This is a genomic window from Prauserella marina (assembly GCF_002240355.1).
GTDB lineage: Bacteria > Actinomycetota > Actinomycetes > Mycobacteriales > Pseudonocardiaceae > Prauserella_A > Prauserella_A marina.
In genome coordinates this window covers 264685-284152 of the sequence record NZ_CP016353.1, presented here as the reverse complement: position 1 = coordinate 284152, position 19468 = coordinate 264685, and the positions used below count along the sequence as shown (strand labels likewise).

At 66.1% G+C, this 19468-nt stretch carries 1 protein-coding gene (cut by both window edges); it reads right to left on the bottom strand.

Every position in this 19468-nt window falls within one protein-coding gene, locus tag BAY61_RS01145, for a hypothetical protein, read on the bottom strand. The gene is 57780 nt long; 15408 of those nucleotides lie to the left of the window and 22904 to its right, leaving coding positions 22905-42372 in view — codons 7635 (partial) to 14124 (complete); the first complete codon in reading order (the gene reads right to left) occupies positions 19465-19467. The start codon and the stop codon both lie outside this window.

The following is a 19468-nucleotide window of genomic DNA, read 5'->3' as shown; positions in this document are numbered from 1 at the left end:
ACCACGGATGTCCTCACCCACCTGGTCGTTGACCAGCAGCCATTCGTCTCGCGGCAATCGCTCCTGGAACTCGGGATCGAGCCGGTCGGCGAGGCTCTGCCTGAGTCCATTCGCGACCCTGCTGCTCGCTTCGGCCAGGGCCGCCTTTGCCAACGGCGAGAGATGCTTCGCGGTAACGTCGGTCCACTGGCGATTCCTGGGCAGACCGCGGCGGATGCCGTCGGCGCGGTCGGCGATTTCCGCCAGCCGCGCGGCTGATCGCTCGTCGTGACCGTTCGAGACGACCATCCGCAACCACTGCTGTGCCTCGACGTTGAGCACCATCAGCTCACCGGCGAGCCGCTGTTCGGCAGCGAACTCGGCGTTGCTCATTCTCCAGGACTCGCGGCCGTTGATCCGTTCCAGCGCCGCACCGACCTCGGCCGCGATGAGCTGCCTCACGGTGCGCTCGTCCTGACCCCGCAACACCCGGACAGTGATGGCGTGGTCGCCCACAGTGTGCTTGAAAGTCGAGTACTCGCTCTTACTGCCCGGCTCAAGATCCCACGTCTGCGTCACCCTGACTTTCAGTCGATTGGAGCGGAGGCCGGTGCGTGGCGACGCGGCAAACCGGTCACCGATCGCGCCCGGCATGTCCCCGGGTGTCAGAGCCGCCGGCGAGAGCAGGACGTCGTACAAGCCGGTGCTCAGCAAACGAGGAATATCCGACTGCGCGACGGGTTTGGGCCCGGACTGGCCAGGAACCCCGGAGGAGCCGTACTCGCCACCACCCTCCGGGAAATTGGCGAGCATCCCCGGCATCGGCGAGATCGGCGCGATCGGATTGGGTGCGAGAGAGGTGTCCACGGCGTCGACGGACGCGGGCGCGGCCGCAACGGTACGACCGCCATCATGGCCCGGCAGGTGGAAGTGCACCAGGTCTGCGCCGGGGGCGACCCTGGAGAGGAATTCGGTCGCGCTGAGCGAACCCGTTGTGGCCACCTGCCGGGGTACCCGGATCTTGAGCTCACCGTTCTCGACGACCGGCACCGCTCCGACGTAGGCCCCCGGGTTGTCGGTCAGCACGACGAGCAGCGGCGAACGCAACTCGGCAAGCCGCGTGAGCAAAGCCCGTGCCCCCGCTTCGCCGCCGAAGGAGCTGACGGCGGTCGCTGTCCCGGTGACCTGCGCGACCAATTCCGCCGCTTGCCGCGCGGTCAACCCTTCGGCGAACCGGTCGTACCCCTTCGTTCCCTGCGGGAAGGCCGACTGGTCACCGGCGATCCGGGGATCGAGGCTGAGCCCGGCGAGTGCCTTCTCCAGCAACCGCATCCACGGCGGGGTCCTGCTCGGGTCCTTCACCGGGAGTTCCGAATTGACCAGCAAGGTCGCGGCCCCGACAGGGCTGGCGACACCGGTGCGCTCCGACCACGAAACGGTGGAAAGGCCCACTCGCTGGTCGCCGTTCCCCACAGGGGCCGCGATACCGCGCACCGCTTCAGGACCCGCCATCCCAACCGACCACAACACGTGGAAAAGCGAATCGTGCACAAGGCCCGCGGAGTCGGCGCCTGCCAGCTCCGTCATGAGGGCCCCCGCTTCGGGGAAGAGCATGCCCATCATCGCCGGTTCCGCGACCCAGCGCTGCGGAAGCGCGGTCAGCCCCTCGCGTCCGACGACTCGCGCATCGCTCGAAACCGGCCTCGCGGGCGAGTAGGCTTCGTCGATTTTCGCGAACGCCTCACGCATCAGGTTCGCGAGGTTCGGCTGCGTGGTGTCGACTGTCAGCCTCACCGGCAACGTCGAATGACGGAAACCGGCGTTGTCGCGTCCCCGTGCCGGCCATTCCGCCCTCGCCGCGGCCGGACCACGGTCAGCGGCGGCGACTCCCGGCGTGACGTGCACTTCGGTGACGGCGCCCGAGCTGAACTGCACCATCAAGCGCAACTCGCCCATCGTGCCCTGCGACAACACGTCGTACCTTGCGACCCGGGCCGAAGGCTGTGTCGCGATTCCCTGCAACGCACCGAGAATCCGGGACCTCGCGACCGTCCAATCCGGTGCCGGGCCTGCCTGTGGCCGCACGGAGGGGAACGCGAAGGAGCCCGGCCCCTCGGGCTGGATCGACGTCGGCCGAGAAGCCTGGTACGTGGCGAACCGGTGGTCCGGGCCGCTCGCCAGATGCACGACGTGGTCGGCTGTAATCGGCGCGGCCACGGTGCCGAGGTCCACGGCGAAGGTGACGCCGGTACGCCCTGCCGCGCGAACCGCGTCGCGGAACACCGGCTGCGTCGAGCTTCCCGCACCGACATGCCGTACGGAGACGACGTTCGTTCCCGCTGCCGATAGTTCCGCCGCGACCGAGTGTTCGCCATCGGGGCCGACGCGGTCCGCGCCAGCCAGCATCGCGACCCTGGCTTCTGGACTGTCGTCCAGAATGCGCTGCACGGCTCGGGCGGTGAAGGCACGGAGAGCATCGGCTGACGCCTGCTGTCCACTGTCGACAGCGACGACGGTGACCCCCTCGGCCGCCATTGCCCTGACCACGTTCTCGTAGCTGTCCCGAAGGTTGCCGTGCCTGCCGAGCGGAACGGAAGGCAGCTCGGAACCATTCGTGATCGCCCTGAGCGCGGGGCCGAGCGAGGCCGGTGCCTCGATCGCGAAATGCGTGATACCCGCGGCCCGAAGCTGCGCAGCCTGTTCGGCGAGGTGGGCATTGACGAGCGGGCCCTCACCGGCGTCGGTCAACATCAGCACCCTGCCCGAACCGAGCATGCGCGAGTAGTCGACCGGCTTCGCGGAAGCCTCGATGTCCGCGGCGAGCGCCACCACGTTGCTCCGCGCCGCATCAGCCGGTCGCGCGGCTGCCTCGGCCTCCGCGATGTTGATCTGCTGAGTCGCGTCCGCATTGCCGACATCACCGAGTTGCTGGGTGGTTTCGCCTGCCGAAGCGACATCGGCGTCCGCGATCTGTTGCGTCGCCTCGTCGGTCCTTGCGAGCTCGTTCCGAATGCGGCCGGTAGTGGCGCGCAGCGCGTCCTCCGACCGCGTGTCGATGCCATCGACCACGTCCCGCACGTCCTGCAACAGTCTGATGTGCCGGTCGAGTTCGGCCACCCGCTCCGCCGCGACCAGACTGCCTCCGAAGTCGCCGTATGCGTCGAACAACCTCTGGAGCAGCGCGTTACCCTGCTCCCTTCCGATGAGCAGATCGGCCTTGAGCCGGAACGTCTCCCGGTAGTGATCGAGGTCGACGAAGGTCTCCAGCACCGGCCTGCCGTCGCCGCCGAGTCCGGCGTGGCCGCGCGCGGCGTCGACGAACCTGGCGTCGACCACGTTGTCGTCCGCGTCGAACGTCACGCGGATGTTGCCGATGTTCGCGTCACCGTGGACGGAACCGAGGTTGCGGGGCCACGACTGAGTGGCCACGGTCTCCGCGCGCTGGAACAGCCCGTCGAGGATGTCCACGAACACATCGCCGCGAAGCCCGGCCTTTCGAGCCCGGTCCCGGTCCTGAGCCAGTTCGGTGATGGCCTCGTAGGCATCGGTGTACGCCTGGGCAAGTTCGGCCGAAAGGTCACGGGTGCCCGAACCCGGCGCCAGCGTATGCAGCCGCGCGAGAAGTTCGCCCGATGCGGCCAGCGCGTTTTCGATGCGCGTGAGAACCGCTCGCTGGTTCTCCTCCAGATCGAGATCGATCATGTTCTCAAGTTCGCCGAACAACTCCTGGACCGATGTCTGTCCAGTGTGGGCGAGCACGATCATTCCGTTGTCGCCGCTGTTCGTCTTGGCTGCCCCGAGCACTTCGTGGAACAAACCGGATGCCGCCTCGCCCTGGCTGGACACTGCTTCCAGGAACGACAGTTCGGCCGCGATCTCGGTGACGTCAGCGGACTTCACCACGGCGACCGCATTGCCACCGGCAAAGATCCGGAAAACACGGTCCGAATGGCGCCCAACGGGCTCAGCCACCAGTCCGGTCCTGCCGAGCATCGTCTCCAGGTAAGTCAGCGTTGCCCCGGTCAACCGCCCGTGACCGTCGTGAACGGCGTCGGGAAGGGACGGCAATGCGGCGGCGAACTCGGCGAGCCGAGCCTGATCGAGCCGCTTCTTGACACTCGGGGCCACGGCTTCGGCGAGCCCTGGTCCGATGGCGTCAGCCGGGTCTGTCCTCGTGAGGGCGGCAAGCCGGGACAGTTCGGAAAGGTCGGCCTGCTGAGGCAGCGACGAAGGATCGAAGACGGACTGGGTCGGCTCCCCCGCAACGGTCGCTTCCCTCTGCGTCGCCTCGGCATCAGGGGCCAAGGCGCGCTGTAGTTCCTGCGTCAGGTTGCGCAGGTGTCCGGCGGGCAGCGAAGCAGCGTCCTCGACGAGGCGGGCCGCCTGGCTCAGCACCATCATGTGCCGGTTGAACTCGTTGGCGGCGTTGTCAGGGACTACCCGACCACCGGCATCGCGGTAAGCGTCAGAGAACTTCGCCAGCAGCCGAACCGCCATACCGCTTTCGGTAAGCACGTCCGCGGCCTCCAGGAAAGCCCGCTCGTACTTGACGATGTCTGTCGTGGTGTCGCTGATGGGCCTGCCGTCGGCGGCGAGTCCTAGGTGGCCGGTTGGCGCGTCGATCATGACAGCCGAAACGACATTTCCTTCGGCGTCGAAAGTGAAGCGGATATTGCCGTCGTGCAGATCGCCGTGTGTATAGCCGACATTGCGCGGCAGGTTCGCCGCAGGCACCTCGGTCGCGGCACGAACGAGCCCATCGACGATGGCGGTGAGCGCGTCGCCGTGCAGCCCGGTCCTTGCCGCAAGTTCTTCATTCCCGGCGAGTTCCGCAATCCTGTCCCTGGCGATCAGGTAGGCATCCGCCACGTCGGGAGCCATGTTGTTCGTGCCCGATTCGGGAGAAAGGGTGTGCAACCGGGCGACGAGTTGGCCGGAGGCTTCGAGCGCGTTCTCAAGCTTGCGCACCGATTGCTCCGACTGCGCGGTCCCGCGGGTCCGCACGACATCGCGCAGCAGTTCGGGAAGGGAAGTCTCTCCGGTGTGGGCGTAGACGATGACACCCCGAACACCGACGCTGTCCGTCATGGCCGCGCCGAGGACCTCATGCAGCAGCCCGGCGGCCTCCTCGCCGTGCCGCGCGAGCCGTTCGGCGAACGACAACTCCGCCGCGATCTCGTTGATCGTCGTGGCTTTGACCACCGCGACCGGAACACCATCCGCGAAGATCCGGAACACGGTTTTCGTCCCGGTTTCGACGCCACGGATGAGAACCGGTTCAAGGCCGGTACGTCCCAGAACGGTTTCGAGGTAGCGGAGCGTTGCCGGGGTGAGCTTGCCTTGCCCGTCGTGGACGACGTCCCCGAGTGTGGGCAACCCGGCGGCAAGTGCCTCCAAGGCTTCCGGCTCCACCCTGGTGAGGAGCGACGCGCCGACCGGACCCGCGAGGCCTGGACCGATCTCGGCGCCGGAATTCGTCCTAGTGAGGGCGGCAAGCCGGGACAGTTCGGAAACGTCCGCGCGACCGGGTTCGGTCGTCGCCTCGGCCTGCGTGATCCGGATCTGCTGGGTCGCCTCGGCAGGAGGTTCGGCCGAGACCGTCCGCTCCACGTTGATCTGTTGTGTCGGCGCCGAACTCGCCGAAGTCTCTTCCGGTACGCCGACCTTGATCCGCTGAGTCGTCTCGACGGACCCGTCCGGTGCGGCGGTCTCTCCATTGTAGATAGATGGAACCGGCCGAGTGGGGGCCGTCATCGGCGGCATCGTCCCGGTGTCCAGAACGATGTGCCGGAACAATACGACCGAGGCGATCTGTTCGGCGACCGAAGGCATCGTCGCCGCGTCGACGGGCCATCCCGACGGCAGCAGCAACCGGTGGATGCCCGGTTCCCGGAAGTTCGACAGTTCCAGACTCGGCGCGGCGATACCGTCCTTGTGCTGGACGACGACCCGGAACGGCTGCCCGGACGAGTCGGTGACAGCCACGACGAGTCGACCGTCCACAGTGTTCACGTCGACCCCGCGTGCCGACGCGCCGAGCCGACCGGCTATCTCCTGTCGGAGAAGATTCATGGGCGCACCGGACACCTCGGTGACCGGCAGCTCACGGCCTTCCGCGACCAAATCACCGTTACGGAGCCTGGCGAGCGTGATCGCGTGAACCTGGTCGGCGATGATCGGCGCGACCATCGATCCGAAGCGGTACATCGGCACCGAGGTGCGGTAGACACCGTCATCCGTCGCGAAGGACTGGGGGTTCGGCTCGGTCCTGCGGGCGAGCAGGTCGTCGTAGTATCCCCAGCGCTCGCCGTCCGAGGCCACCTGAACCTGGAACGAATTCCCTTGCGTGCCATAGCCGACCTCGACGACGACACCCGTGCCCCGGGTTGTCACCGTGACGTCGACAGGGTGGTTCGCCAGCCGAGTTCGAACCTCGGCCGCGATCGTGTCCAACTCCTCACGGGTGGCCAGTGTGCTGCCGGGATCGGTCGCGCCGAGGGGTTCCTGGAGTTCGACAGGGCCCTCGATGTGCCCGCCCTCGTCGGCAAGCAGCTGGGCGAACTCCAGCACCGCGTCCTGGTTGGCGGCAACCCATTCCGATGCCCGCTGCCGTAGTTCCGGTAGTGGGGTACTCGCGCCGTCCCGCGCCGCGTCGATGGCCGGGCCGAACATCCTCGCCACGGCAAGGAGATTGCCCGTATCCGCCTTGCCGACTCGCTTGAGGTATTCCACGACGGCGACCTCGGCCATCAGCGGTGCCAGCACGGCGTCGTCGCCGGTCGGCGCGGTCTCAAAGCCGGTGTGCCCCAGGACTCCCTCGACGGTGCCGAACACCATCGTCTCCGACAACGCCCAACCTTGGTCGAGCCCGAACACCACCTGCGCGGCCTCGCCGACGAGCCGGGCTCCGACCTGCAACTGAGCATCATCGGAAGGCGAAAGCACATCTTCGGGGAAGAGCGGACGGGTCACCTGACTTGTTTGAGTCTCAGTGACGAATTCCTGCCAACCAACCTGGATCAGGTGCGCGGGCTCCGAACCGGCTGACTCGCCTGTCAACGAAGCCACATTCCGCGCGTAGGCGTCGAGGAATCGGTCGCGCAGGATCGGCGTCAACGGGCCAAGCCTGGCCAGACCAAGCTGCATCGTGTTGGCGAACGCGTCGACGTCGAAGGTGGTCTTGAGTCTCCCGGTCGGCTTTCCCTCGCCGTCGACCGAGAAGTGGAGACGCTCCCAGTCCAGGAGAGCCAGCTGCCCAACATCCGAAACCGGGTCGTAGAGGTAGCGGAGGTTTCCACCATGTGCGTCCGCATGCAAAGCCGACCCCGTGCCGTCTTTCCTGGTACGCACATGCAACTCGGCATAGGCCGCCGCGACGGCGTCGATCAGCCGCCCCAGATTCTCCACTCGATCCGGGTAGTTCTCCTGGGATGCCTCGACCACCAGGTCACCGGTCTCCACCAAGGTGAGGCCAGGTGCCATCGACTCAAGCGCGATGAACTTGTCCTGACCCGCCGCGTCGCGCACAATGGCGGCGCCATAAGGCTCCGGTACCCGGAAGTTCTCGAAGTTCCGGTGCGACAGCCATTCGGCAGCCCACAGGCGCTTGGCCACGTCCGCGACCTTCGGGTGCGTCGTCACCACCACGACCGGATCACCCGCCGACGTGACAAGCCCGTACACCCCCTCCTGGGCAAACGGCTTGATCTTCAGGGTCTCCCCTTCGGGGAGCGGAACCCGGCTTTCCGCGAACTCCTTCACCGCGTCGAGCCACGCCTGCTCACCTTGCTCGGTGACCTCGACCACCGGAAGGGCCGCCGCGAAATCGCGCATCCCGCTCGGCGACTCGTCCGGCCGTTCACCTGGCGGACCGACAAGGGTCTCCTTGGCCAGCGCGAGCAGGTCATGGATACCCGTGGGCGCGGCGGGTAGCGGTGTCACGCCGAAAGGCGCGATCTGGGCTACGGGCACCTCGCCGCTGCGGAGCATTACTGACTGGTCGTCGACCGGAACTCCGGCCTCACGAAGCGCCGCCCGCACGTTCTCGTGCTGAGGCGCCGACAGCAGGTCCCCTTCCAAATCCCGGGCAACGTGCAGATCGGGCGCACCGAGCATGAGGACGGTGCGGCCGCCTTCACCGACACCGACAACCACCCCCTCATTGACTTTGTACCGCCCCGATCCAAGTATCTCGGTGAGAGCGGGGTCCTCCAGCTCGCGCTGCCGAGCCTGGGCGCGTTCCTGGATCGCGGCCCACTGCTCGTCGGTCACCGGATACACCAAGGCGTCCCGGTACGGAACACTCGGCACGAAATAACCGACAAGACCACGATCGCTCGGCTTCGCACCCAGCAGCACATCGAGCTCGTTGATCGTCATGGCCGTCAACTCCGCCGGCCGGGGTTCCGCGCCCCTGGCCGCCCACTCCAGTGCGGTCCGCCCCGGAATCCTGAATTCGATCATCGCGCCGGTGCTCGTGGCAACTGCCTTGATCACGCGCACGACCTCAAGTGGAAGACCCAGCTTCACGGCTGCGGAGCGATCGAACGGAGTCAGCGCGACAGCAGTGTGGGCGATCTCGGAAGTCCGCACGGCCGAGAGCTGAAGAGCACCACTGTCCGTGTTGGTCTCAAGGACCTCGAAGCCACCTTCCGCAAGCTTCTCCGTGATGGCAGCGACCGGAGCATCCCGTCCCGTAGTGATGTCGAGTATCGTCTCGGCCGCAAGCATCGCCCCCAACTCGGAAAGCACTGGCGATTCCTCGAGAACCCGGTAGTCCCATTCGTCGAACCGCAGCGTCAACGCTTCCTCTGCGAGAGGTCCTTTTCGGACGTTGACGACAAGAGTGTCTCCGTTGCTGACCGAAATCTCGGCGGCCCCGGACCGGGCGAAAGCCTCCACGAGCGCGGGAAGATGCTCCAGCGCGGAAGGCGCCGTCTCCAGTACCAGCTGTCCGCCCGGCCGCAAGGTCTCCATGGCGTTGGCGATCGCCGCGCTGCCCGAATCCGTGACCTGCGTGTGGTCCGGCGCGTGGAACCTGACGGCCGCGAAGTGCTCCCTGCCACCGACCTGCTGATCCCTGATGTCGAGCCGTTCATCGGCCAGCGCGGCCGGATCCGGATTCACGACGACGTCGCCATCGCGTACCGGAGCCATCCCTTCCGCGCGTCCACCATTGACGACCAACCTCGGTGTCAGGTTGTCCGTGGGGCCCTCCTCCTCGGCAACCCGGTCGAGCGGACCACTGGCGCGCAGCTGCAAACCGTCGTCAGGACGCTCGACGTCGGCGAACTGCCGACGTAGTTCCGTCGCGGCTTCAATCGCTTCCTGCTCGCTGGAAGGACCGCGCACGGTGAGCCTTCCACCCTCGTGCAACACATCCCGCGCCGCGGTCGCGGCCTCCGCGAGCGAGGTGTACCCGCCGGTGAACTCGTCCTTGCCAACGCCGGTGAGCGCGATCGTGCGGTAACGGGTGTTGCGCGCGGCCGCGTCCTTCAGGTTCTCGGCCGTACCGGCGATGACGGTCAAGGAGTTCTCGACGACGCGGATCTCCGCTTCCTCGTACAGCGCGTCGACGAGACTGGTCAACTCGACGACAGCCGGCCTTTCGGCGTTGGCGGTTTCCCGCTTCTCGACCCAGCGGCTGCCATCGGCGTCCCAGAAGTAGTCGTGCACGACCTTCTGGTTCTTGCCGATGTCGAACGTCACCGTCAGCGCGCCGCCACCATCGGGTACTTCGGCTTCCGTGTTGGGGGTGGCGTAGGCATAGACCCTGGCTTCGGCCGCGTCCGCCAGCGAAGCCAACGTCATGATCTGGCGCATGGCCGTTTCGGACTCGCTCGTGTTCACCGGAACGAGACCGGCATCCTCGACGAACGCGATGTTCAGCTCGCGGTAAGTCGCGTTGAGGTAGTCGTTCAACTCCTCCGCCGCGCTGATGGCCTGTGGAGTGGCGGCGCCCGCGAGGTGCGACTTGAACACCCGCGCTCCGTCGTCTGTCCAGCTCACGACGTGGTCCACGCGCGCGTCGCCGATGAACATCCGCAACCGCACCGCTTCCGTCCCGGAAGCGGTGTTCCCGACGGGTGTCACCTCGGCGGTGACCGTCGAGCCCGCGAAGGTCCGGTCCGCGATCACCGCCGGCAAGGATTCGACGATCATCCTTGCCCCGGACAGATTCTGGTTCTCCGTTGCCGAAAGGAAGCTCTGCTGGTCGGGTGTCGCTTCCTGGGGCAGGTGCGGAGGCAACTTGCCAAGAACGAGGTCGCGCAGGGTCGACCCGGCCAGCACGTCCCGTTGTGGACCCTCCGGGGGCAACGCGGGCAACACCACCTTCGCCGCGACGCCTTCGGCGGTCTGGTCGATGAGCAGATGCGGGACAGGATCCGCCTCGCCTGAAAGGGCCGAGCCCACCTCGACGGTGATCCTCGCCAGGCCGCGACCCTCCGCGATCTCCCACAACCCGTCGGAGACTTCCCTGCCACCGTTCTGCGCCAACCATTCGGAGAGGAAGCCCTGCGCCACGGCGGAGGCGCCCTCACCCTGTTCCCACGTGGGTTTCGGTGCCCAGGCACCATCGGCGTTGACCCGCGCCGATTCCTGGCTCGCCGACTCGCTCGGCGCTTGCGGGACCAGCGGCTGCTCGCCCTCATTGAGCGGATCGTCCTCTTCCCTCGGCCCGCGACTCGGCTCGACCGGATTCTCGCCCCTGATCAGCGCGGCCACCCAGTTGTTGGCATGCGGCGATTCCGGCCCCGTCGGGTAACGCCAGGCGATGACCCTCGTCAGCATGTCCTCTTCCCACTGGACGACGTCGGCCAGCTCTCGTGGCGGGTCAGGGAAAGCCTTGAGCCAGCCAAGCAGGTGCAGGTGATCCTGGACCTCCCTGTCCAGCATCATCTCGCGGAACCGCTGATCCCTTTCGGTACGCGGCAAATCCATGAACCGACGAGCGGCGTCCAATGGGGACTCGTTGCGCAACGAGGTGATGACTTCCTTCATCAGGCCGGTGGCGACGAGCGCGACCGGCTGGTCCATCTTCAGACCGACCCGCTGCGTCTCCCAGTCGAAGATGCTGGATGCCTTGAGATATGGGCGCATTCGCCTGCGTGCCGCGGTGTTCTCACCGATGTTGGGGTCGTCGCGATAGGGGAAAGCTTCGATGAAGCCTTGCTCACTCAGCTCGAAGGCGGAGGTGACGAGCAGATCGATCCGCTCGCGCACCATGTCCTCGTCGAGATTCATCCTCTGGGCGATGACTTCTACGTGCTGGTTCGCGAAGTCCGCGATCTGCTTCCGGGACTTCGTGTCCAATACGTGCACTGTGGACAGATCGATGGGAGTGCCGGTGCGCTGGGCACGCATGGCCATGATCTTCCGCCACGCGTCGCCATACTCGTCGAGTTGGTTGAGCAGATTCGCCCGCGACTCGGCCGCACGGGTGGGGTTGAACTCGCGGACGAACGGGGCGCTGCCCGGCGAGTAGGTCTTCATCGCGCGATACTCGTAAGGTGCCGCTTTGCCGCCGCCGTGGTTCTTCAGCCAGGCCCTGCGTGCGAGGTAGATCGGGCTGGCGAGGGAGAGCCCGAGACTCACCGCGAGCGCGAGCGGTGCCTGGCTCAATCCGGCGATGCCGAAGGCCAGCATTGAAAGACCGACGGTGAATCCGGCGGCCGGCCCCTTCCACGCGGCGTCCCTTCCTTGCTTCAGCTCGATCTCGATACCGATCTTGGACAGGTACGCGGTGGCCGCCGTCATCGTGGTCGCGGCGACGGCGGTCACCATGTTGGCGCCGAAGCCCTCGGCCCATAGCGACAGCGTGAGCCCGGCGTTGATCGCCGTCACGAAAGGGAACGCGATCGCGTTGGTCATGAAGCGGAACCGCATCCGCAGGCTGTTGTCGTACCCGAGCCAGCCGCCGATCATGTTGGCGAGCGTCGATCCGAAGAGGAACAATCCGTCGACGGCGAGGTAGCCGCCCGCGATCGCCGCTTCCACTCCCGAGCTGGAAGCCAATTGAACCGAGTGCCCGAACGCGTTCAGCAGCCAACTGGAGTTGAGCAGTGCGTGGAAAGCCTTTCCTCGGAAGCCCGCTTGCGGGTTGGCCGAGTTGAGGCCGTCGACGCCGGCGCCCAGCATGTTGCGGTTGAGGAAGTCCTTCCACCGGGAGAACGCCGTCGATTGGTGCAGCGCCCTGTCGTAACGCGTCTCGCCGGGGCCCAGCGGTAGCGACCGGATGGCCTGCTGGGTGACGAAGAATTCGTTGGTGGCCCTGACGAACTCGGCATCGGCGTTCTCGACGAGCTCTTGGAACCGTTCCCTGAACGCCTTGCCTCCTGGGCTGACGTCGAACCGGTAGTTCAGGACGATGATCCTCGCGAGCGCCCGCGAGGCTTCCGGATTGAACCCGGCGCGCTCGACGAGTAGTTCGCTGTACACCCTGATCTTCTGCGTGTGCAGAACCCGCAGTGTGCTGAGCAGACCGCGCAGACCGAAACCGACCGCGTTGATGGCCGCCGCCGCGGTGAAACCCACCACCGCCGTCGCGCCGAGATGCATGCCGACGGCGCCGATCGCGACGGTGGCCGAACCGGCGATAGCCCATGCGAACCAGCGACGCGGCTTGCGGTGCTTTGCCAGTTCGTCCAAGCTCTGGCGAGCTTTGCGCCACCGTTGCTCGACGTCGTTGACGTCCTCGTAGACCTTGTCGGTGGCTTCCGTGCGTTCGGACTCGGTCGGCAAGCTTTCCGTCGCCGTTCGGGCGAAAGCGGCAGCGACGACGCCATCAGGACTGCCGATACCCAATTCTTCCGCGGTGGCAGGAAGTTTGAGACCTTTCCTGTCCTTCCAGGAACTCCATTTCGTGTCGACACGGTGACCGATCCGGTTCCAACCGTCCTTCGCGGTCACCGCGAACGCACTGCCCATGCGTTTCGGCCCGGCCCCAATACGACGTAGCAGGGTCTTCTCCGCAGTCGTCATCAGGTTGTGGGCGACGATCAGCGACTTGAGCTGCTTGTTGTCCCGCCAGGATTGGCGAAGCTCGCCGGTGTCGCCCCCCGGGTTGTCCATCGTCGTGAGCCGCCACGCCTCCGGGCCGACCGCGTTGTTGGGGTTAGGTACGTAACCCTTTTCGATCAGTCTGCGTGCCCTGTCGTGAATCTCGTTCTGGATCTCCTCGGGGAACTCCTTGAAGACGTCGTCCCAGTGCTGCGAGAAGTACTCGTCGACGAACCGCTGTGAACCGTCGTGGTCGGCGGCATCCTTGATTCGGTCGAAGTTGCCCCTGACGATCATCCAGTAGATCTTTTCGCCGTCAGGCTCCTTTCTGACCTCATCGAGGAATTGCTCCATTTCGGACCAGTGCCGCAGCCCGTGCACCCCAGGCTGGGGCCGGATCGCGTCGGATCCATAAAGGAACCGGTCCGGAAAGTCCTTGACCAGAGCCTTGAAGGCGGCCTTGGCATCAGGATTGGCGAACAGAGTCTGGGCGACCGGGTTCCACGAAATGTCGAAAGTCAAGCCCGGTGCGAGGTTCAGCGCCCTGCGCAGCCATTCGACGTGTTCGACCGAAATGGACGTCCAGTTGCCGAGTCCGAGGTGTGCCCAGATCAGCTTGTTGTTCCGGAACTCCGGGTGCTTTTCCAGTAGCGCGAGAATGGGCACGAGTCCACGCTCATCAGGCTTGCCCGCCGTGTAGAGGCCGTTGTCCAGAATCCGGGCGGCACCCGCGTCCTGGTGCATGACCGATGCCTGTCCGGTGACCTTGTCGGCCAGCATCTTCTCAAGGAAATGCGGGTTGAACTGGTCGGGTACGCCCTTGCTGAGGTCGGGCATGCTGTCGGCGAGCGTCGTGTGCCCCGCGGCGAGCAACAGGGTGTGCAGCGAGCGGCGGTTCGCCACGAGGGCGTCCATGACGTCGAGCGCCTGCGTGCCGGTCAGTTGCTGACCGTCGCGGATCGCCCCGTCCTCGGTGAAGAACACCGACCGCAGATCGCCAGGCACAGCCGCGATATCCGATTCGAGCAGATCACCAGCCTGCAGATCGTTCTTGATCCGCACAGCGGCGGCGAGGAGTTTCTCGACCGTCTTGACCCACTCGGGGTTGAAGGCGGTGTTCTCCTCGTGGCCGAGCATCGTGGCCACCATTTCCTTCAGCCCGGTCTGCTCGGCCTTCACCGTCTGGCCGTAGACCATGAGCTGCGCGAGGTCGTACCCGAAGGCACCCGCGATGTCCCAGCGGGTCGAAACCGGGCCGATCATCGTCCGCCAGCGCAGCTCCGGCGGCAGCTTCCGGTACATCCGGATCATTTCGACGTCGACGTACTTGCCCTGAAGTTCGAGTACCGTCAAATCCTCGGTGATACCAAGGTAGACGACGTTGGCGAGACCGTAGTAGAAACCACCACTACCCGTCGAAAGCCCGAAACCGCGCTCCCGGATCGCCGAGACGAGCAACCTGCCGTCGTGGCCCTGGGTCTGGAGGTACCCGGCCATGTTCTCCGGGGAAAGCAGACCAGCGGGGTAGTCACCGAAGTGGTCGTGCACGTCGCTGCCGACGTACTCGTGCGTTGGCGTACCAAGCTTCTCCGCGGTCGGCCCGTAGACACCGAGTGCCTTGAGCTCGTCAGCGGTTCCCTCGGCCGTCGGATCCATCTTCTGGATGAGCTCGCCGTCGTTGACCAGCGCGGGGCTGTCCGGAGACGGCATCAGGCTCTTCTGTTTCTGGTGGAAGAGACGATCCCAAGCCGGCTGCCACAGTCGCTCGATCCGCTGCGCGACAGGAACGACGACCCTGTCGATGATCCCGACTTCCCAGTCCGGATAGGTCTCATTACGGCCTGGTGTCACGACGCGGCGGGTAGCGGTACTGACCTCGATGTGGTTGAGGCGGGTCCGGCGGGAGATCTCGTTCAGGGTGACGCCGGAGTCACTGGCTTGCAGCATCGCGTCTTTGAGTGCCTTGATGTAGTCGGCATGCGCTTCATTACGCGACTTCCGGGCGTCCGGCATCTCGTGGACCGCATCGTTGAGCGTGTCCTTGAGTTTGTGGATGTGCTGAGCGACCTCGCTGAGCACACTGTGCGAGTCGCCTTCCAGCTTCAGCCCCGTCGTTTCCCTCGCGAGCCGCAAAGCCTGTTGCGGAAAGGCCGAGTCGCCACCGACGTCGACGCCGCGCATGGTCACGAACCGGACAGGTGCACCCAAGTTGAGCGCCACAGTCCCCGCGGCCTTGCTCATCGAGCCGCCGACAAGGTGGGTCAGCAGCGGAGCCAGCGCCGTCTGGGTTTGCGCCAATTCGGCCCTCGCGTGCCGGACCGCCGCCACCTTGGACATGTAGTTGTTGTCGGCTTCCCTCCTTGCCGGCTCGGCTTCCTGAACCGCGTTGAAAAGCCGACGGCGAGCACCGAGCAGTTCGGTGAGACCCCGTTTTCTCGGTGCGGGGACCTCGGGAAGCTTGTCCGGCCGTACCTCGTAATCGTTCTTGGGGTCGTCCTTGTCGAGCGCCAGATCGGCGGTGGTGGCCTTTTCCATCATCTCGACGACCAACTCGGCGGCGCGTTTCCTGCCGCCGCCCTCGGTGTCCATGATGGCCTCGGTCAGATTCTCGTACGCCTCGTTCACGCCGGCTTCAAGCTCGCCGTAGTACTCGGCGAAGAGAATGACCAGTTCCTCGGCGTTCGCCCGCACCATTTCGGTCGCCTTCGAGGGGGGCGGATCGATGATCTGCTGCTCTTCGTAGATGAGACTGAGGATGACGTCGCGCGGGAGTTTGAGCGACCGTTCGATCTCACTGACGATGAGCGCGTTGTCCGGCTTCGTCGATCCGCCCGCCAACGCGGCCAACCGCTCCGCGTACCACTTCACCCAGGTGACCCGCTGATCGACGGCCCGAACAGCCTGGCTGTACTGCGCGAACCGGGCATCGAGAGTGAGCTGGTCGGGATCCGGCGCACGCTCCGGGATCTGCGCCAGCCACTCGCTGACGGCCTTCGGTTGGACCAGCGACGGCAAGGTACTCGGGGCCGTGGGGAGTTGGCTCACCAGTGACTCGGCGCCGAGCTCCGCCGCGACGTTCAGGTCCGAAACGGCAAGGTTCGGCGTGGCTCCAGGCAATTGTGCGGCCAGCCACGTTCCCACGTCGAGGCCGTGCAGATAGATGGTGGACTCAACCTGCGCGCGCATGTTCTCGGTGACGACGGGAGGCCCGAAGCGTTCGAGCACGAGGGCGGTGACCCTGCGCAGCACGAGCTGTTCCGGATCGTCGAGCCGTCCGATCGCCTCTTGTGCCGCCCTGTTGGAATCCGTCTCCGAGTTCGCGACGAGACCGAGTGGTTCGAGACCGTCCGGCCGCACTCTCACCGCGTCTCGGAGCCAGCCGGGGTGCTGCTCGACGACGAACCGCCTGCGAGCCTCGCCCTCGACAAGACCGTGCATGGAGACGAGGTCGGCCGCGACGTGCCGCAGCGTCATGAGCTGGTCGGCTGAGAGGGTAATGGGAAGACCCTCGTCGGCGAGCAGAGTCCTGAACCTCGCGACCCCCGCGTCGGTCGAATCGAAACCGAACCAGCGCGCCGCGTCCGACACGTCGGAAGGCGTGTGCAGGGCCGCCGTGGCGTTCTCAAGCGAGGCTTCGAGCTGCTGACGCAGCCTGGCCATGTCGGCGCCCGCCCACGATGGCGAGTAGTGCTGCCGGAACTGCTGATCAAGCTGAGTGTCACCACCGACGAGCGTCAGCTCGACTGCCCTCGGGAGTTCACTTCCGAACCGCCGGTACAACTGCTGGAAGTCGATGTCGTCGGTGTGATCGAGCAGCCGTTGCACGACGTCGGGGTCGGAGAGAGTCTCCGCCATCGCACGCTCGAAGCCGGTCGGTGGCTTGTTGTCGGCGCCGTGAACCAGCCAGCGATAGCCGAGCACCGCGGGCAGCTCGTTGACCATGGCCTGGTACTGCTGGTCGCGCGGCATCCCCTCGGGCAGTTCCAGCCGATGGACGGCATGGTTCAGCCTGGAGAGCTTGAGTCTCGGCCTCGTGATGCCGTTCCGCTCGGTGAGCGTTACCCGGGCTTCCCTGCCTTCGGCGTCGGTGAACACCATCCGCACGACATTCGGATTCGCGCTCTCGGCAGCCACGACCTGACGGACGCTGGAACCGAACTGTTTGCGCAGTGTCTCGGCGGCGGCGTCGGCAGCGGTCCGGTCGGCGGGGCCGATGTGCGTGCTGCTCGGTGGCGGCTTGAGCGTCCTTCCCATTTCGACACGGGCTTCCACGATCAGCCTGAGTTGGTCGGCAATGATCGCGGCAGCGGAATCCGAGAGGTCGGCGATCGGCAGGGTCACCTCGTAGGAATTGCCCCTTCTGCCGAAGGTCCGGTCGTGGCGGTTCACCGTTCCGTTGCGGAGGTGCTCGTAGTACGGCCACGGTGCGGCGCTGTCCCGCACGATCACCTTGAAGGTCCGTTGGCCCTCACCCTTGACCGTGATCTCGATGGTTCCGGGCTGCTTCCCCGTCACCGGCGCGGCGGACAACCCGTAGTCGGCGAGCCAGCCCTTCGCCGAACGCTTGATCAGGCCGTGCAACCGCGCGTCGCCAGTGACGGCATGACCGCCGCGCCCCCTACCCCTCGCCTGCTGGGGAACGTTGTCGCCGCCGTGCCGGAATGCCTGCACGTAGGGGCTGTCCGGCGGGTGCACCTCAAGCGTGACGACGGCGTCGGTCAATGCCGCCGACCATTGCGCGGCTGCCGCCTGCTCTTCGGTGAGCGCAGCGTCCGGAAGCCCTCGCAGGAAGATCCGTTCGGCGTTGTGGGCGGCGACCTCGCGCTGGATGATCGTGTGATTCGACGCGCCAGCGGGGCTGCCTTGCAGGACGTGGACGGCTTCGTGCAGCAGTGCACCCGCCAGTTCCGCCGAGGTCACCTGCCGCACGAGGTTGCCATCGCTGTCGTAGCGGCCGAGCCGGACGCCCACCCTGTTCGACGCGGTGTCCAGCACCGCCCTCAGCCCGGTGTCCGCAATGGACGATGCCAGCCTTGCCGAGGCGGTGTCGGCACGCCTTCCGAAAGCATCTCGTACTCCGGCCTCGGTCAGCTCGAACATCGAGTTGCCGAGGTTGCGGATGGTCTGCTCGACCCTGGCCCTCGAAATACCGTCCAGATGCCTCGCGACGCCGTCCGCGCCGGTGAGCGCGAGAGCGGTGACATCGGCGACTGTCGCTTTACTCAGGTCGTTGACGGGCGTCGTGGCGGCCTCGGTCAACGTTTCGGAGAGCGGGCCCTGATCGTTGCGTGCCGTCCACGCCGAATCGAGCGCGCTACCGGTCGCGGAATCCAGCCCCGCGCGCAGACCCGATCCGACGAGATCGTCGGGAAGCAGTCCCGTCCTACGGTCGGTGTTCAACTGCTTGAGGACGGTCACCGCCTCGCGCCTCGCGTCGAACGGCTGTGCCCGAGACTCATCCGGCTGTGCGAGGTGCCACGGCCTGGTGTCGAAGAACCGCTGAAGCACACGCGGAATGAACCGGGAAACCAGGCGGCTGTGGCCAGGCGTGCTCGCGAGCACGCCGTCGCCCGGCTGCTTGGCGACATCCCGGAAGACGACCGTGACGCCGAGTTCATCGGCGAGGCGCTGTGCCTGCGCCGCGTTCACCCAGTCCACGTCGAGGAGCAGGCCCCTGCCCTTCCACTGCGGCAGTGCCTTGACGATCTCGGCCAGATCTCTCACCGAAAGTTCGCCCGTGCTGGAGTCGATGAACTGGTTGGGCGCACGCAGTCCCGGACCGTTGATGACGAACCGGCTCGGACTGGGGAACGGTAGCGCGGCCGGTTTCTCGCCTGGGCGGGAAAGACCGAGGTGCATCGGGCTCAGCGACGCGTCCTCCAGCACGGCGCGCAAGCGTTCCGGAAGCGCGTCGGCGCCTGCCGGTGCGGGCGCTCCGTGAGCGACGATCTCGACCTGTGGGTAGAACCGCCCGAACTCGCGATCGAGGTCCTCGCTCCGATCGACGCTGAAGTAGTCGGCCAGTTCGTCGCGTGCCCGCTGGGAGGCCGGTCCGAGCGACCTGACCCTCGCCGTGCGGAAGGCTTTCCTGAGCTCCGCGTACCCCGGCGATTCGCTCGCGTTGGAGTACAGCTCGATCCAGGTCCGCAACGCGGCACTTTCCGGGGAGCCGTTCAGCGCCAGCTTCAAACCGGGCAACTGGTCGAAGACCAGTTCGTGCCTTTGAATCGGCCGGCCGTCCGCCGGAGCGCTGTAGTACTCGGCCCTGTTCACCTGAAGATCGCGCAGCGCCTCGTGCAGCGCGGGGTCGGAACGGATCTGATGGTCGAGCGACTCCATGCTGAACGGACGCCCCGGCCGCGCGCCATCACTGGTGATCTCGACGAACACCAGCGTTCCCGAATCCCTGTGATACCCGGTGACGAGCCTGCCGGGTGCCAGATCGTCCTCGGGTTTACCGGTCAGCACCTCGTGGCCGCTGTCTCTGAAC